Below are 2,472 nucleotides of genomic sequence, written 5' to 3' on the forward strand. Positions count from 1 at the left end.
TGTGAACCGGCATGCAAAATTGACCCCTGTACTGGGGTAATCGGCGTCCAAAGTTGACCCTCCTGGTATTTGGTTTCGTTAGCTTCCTCGCAGATTTGAGGGAGCGATTTTGGGGATGTTGGTTGTGGAGACGATTGCGAAGATCAGGCGGGCGTATTTTATCCAGGGGAAGTCGATCAAGCAGATCTGCCGTGAGCTTCGGGTTTCACGGAACACAGTTCGCAAGGTGGTGCGCTCCGGTGCGACAGAGTTCAGCTATGACCGATCCACGCAACCTCGTCCCAAAATTGATCCCTGGCGTTCCGATCTGGATGAGATGTTGGCTGAGAATGCGCGACAGCCCAAACGCATGCGGCTGACTCTGGTCAGGATTTACGAAGAGCTTCGCAACCGGGGTTATGACGGCAGCTATGATGCGGTGCGCCGATATGGGGCCAGTTGGTCGCAAGCGACACGGGAAGCGTCCGCAGCAGCCTATGTGCCACTGAGCTTTGATCCGGGTGAAGCCTACCAATTCGACTGGAGCCATGAGCTCGTGATCCTCGATGGTGCCGCCGTCACGGTGAAGGTCGCGCATGTTCGCCTTTGTCACAGCCGGATGCCATTTGTTCGGGCCTATCCGCGTGAGACGCAGGAGATGGTGTTTGACGCTCATGACAAGGCGTTCGCCTTCTTCGGTGGGGCGTGTGCTCGGGGCATCTATGACAACATGAAGACCGCCGTTGATGCGATCTTCGTCGGCAAGGACCGGGCCTATAATCGCCGGTTCCAGAAAATGTGTGGGCATTATCTGGTCGATCCGGTTGCCTGTACCCCGGCATCCGGGTGGGAGAAAGGGCAAGTTGAGAACCAGGTTGGTGTCATCCGGCGGCGCTTCTTCGTGCCGCGCCCAAAGTTCAAATCCTACACCGAGCTGAATGCTTGGCTGGAGGACCGGTGCCTGGCCTATGCCAAGGCAAACAAACACCCGGAGATGCGCGACAAGACCATCTGGGAGGTGTTCAAAGAGGAGCGTCCCAGCCTCGTTCCTTATGTCGGCCCGTTCGATGGATTCCACGCGGCTCCGGCCTCCGTCTCCAAGACCTGCCTCGTGCGCTTCGACAAGAACAGATACTCGGTCGATGCGCGTGCGGTCGGCCGACCTGTCGAGATCCGCGCCTATGCTGATCGGCTGGAATGCTGGCAGGATGGACGGATTGTCGGCCAACACGAGCGTACCTTCGGGCGCGACCACACAGTCTACGATCCCCTGCATTACATACCAGTTCTCGCCCGCAAGCCGGGGGCATTGCGTAATGGTGCACCGTTCAAGGAGTGGGACCTGCCGATTGCGATCCGCCGCGTGCGGCGCAAGCTCGAACGCCAGCCTGGCGGGGATCGGCAGATGGTCGATATCCTGAGTGCTGTGCTGACAGATGGGATCGAAGCGGTAGAGGCGGCCTGCGCCGAGGCGTTATCGCACAACGTTCATTCCGCCGGTGTTGTCCTGAACATCCTGGCTCGACACCGCGAACCGCCACCGCCCCTGACAATTGCGACGCCAGATGCGTTGAAGCTGGCCAGCGAGCCAATTGCCGACTGCAACCGATATGACAGCTTGAGGAGACGGACAAATGGAACGATCAGACGTGATCGACGCGATGGGAAAGCTAAAGCTCTACGGAATGAGAGCCGCCTATGACGAGGTTCTGACGACCGCCGTCAAACGGCAGCACGAGCCGCAGCAGATCATCGGTGACCTGCTGACCGCCGAGATCCGCGAGAAGCAGGCGCGGTCTGTCAAATACCAAATGACTATCGCCAAACTGCCCCTGGCAAAGGAACTGGAAGAGTTCGACTTCGAGACCGCCGAGGCGAACGAGACCCTGATCCGCGACCTGGCCACCGGAGACTTCCTGGATCACCAGCGCAACCTTGTGCTGATCGGCGGCACCGGAACTGGCAAAACCCATCTCGCCGTCAGCATCGCCAGGGCGTGCATCCGGGCCGGACGCCGGGGCCGGTTCTTCAACGTGGTCGATCTGGTGAACAAATTGGACGCTGAGGCCCGCGCAGAACGCCAGGGGCGCACCGCCGATCTGATCTCACGGCTCGACTTCCTGATCTTGGATGAACTGGGTTATCTCCCCTTCGCCCAGACCGGTGGTCAACTCCTATTCCATCTTGTCAGCAAGCTCTACGAACGCACCTCGATCATTGTCACAACAAACCTGGCATTCGGCGAATGGCCAAGTGTCTTCGGTGATGCCAAGATGACCACCGCACTCCTCGACAGGCTCACGCATCACTGCGAGATCGTCGAAACCGGAAACGAAAGCTGGCGCTTCAAAAACCGAGCATAAAGCCAATCCCAAACCTCGCAGGCCCGTCGCAGCTGCGTTAAATGGAGACTACGCAGCGCCGGGCCTGCTCATCACAAAAGGGGTCAAAGTTGGATGCCGATAGGGGGTTAAAGTTCAATGCCGATTGACA

2 protein-coding genes are annotated in these 2,472 nt (G+C 58.7%); both read left to right on the forward strand.

Annotated elements, in window-relative coordinates; genetic code table 11:
* Positions 1-115 precede the first annotated feature (115 nt).
* The gene (istA, locus tag ACR0CE_RS20430; protein WP_480833604.1) at positions 116-1,681 is read left to right on the forward strand and encodes an IS21 family transposase; all 1,566 of its coding nucleotides are present in this window, start codon (positions 116-118) and stop codon (positions 1,679-1,681) included.
* Positions 1,614-2,342 (forward strand): IS21-like element helper ATPase IstB, encoded by a 729-nt coding sequence (gene istB / locus ACR0CE_RS20435; RefSeq protein ID WP_480535166.1) that lies wholly within the window; start codon positions 1,614-1,616, stop codon positions 2,340-2,342. The genes istA and istB overlap by 68 nt, the downstream gene beginning before the upstream one ends.
* Positions 2,343-2,472: the final 130 nt, after the last annotated feature.

The organism is Ruegeria sp. L11 (assembly GCF_056531755.1).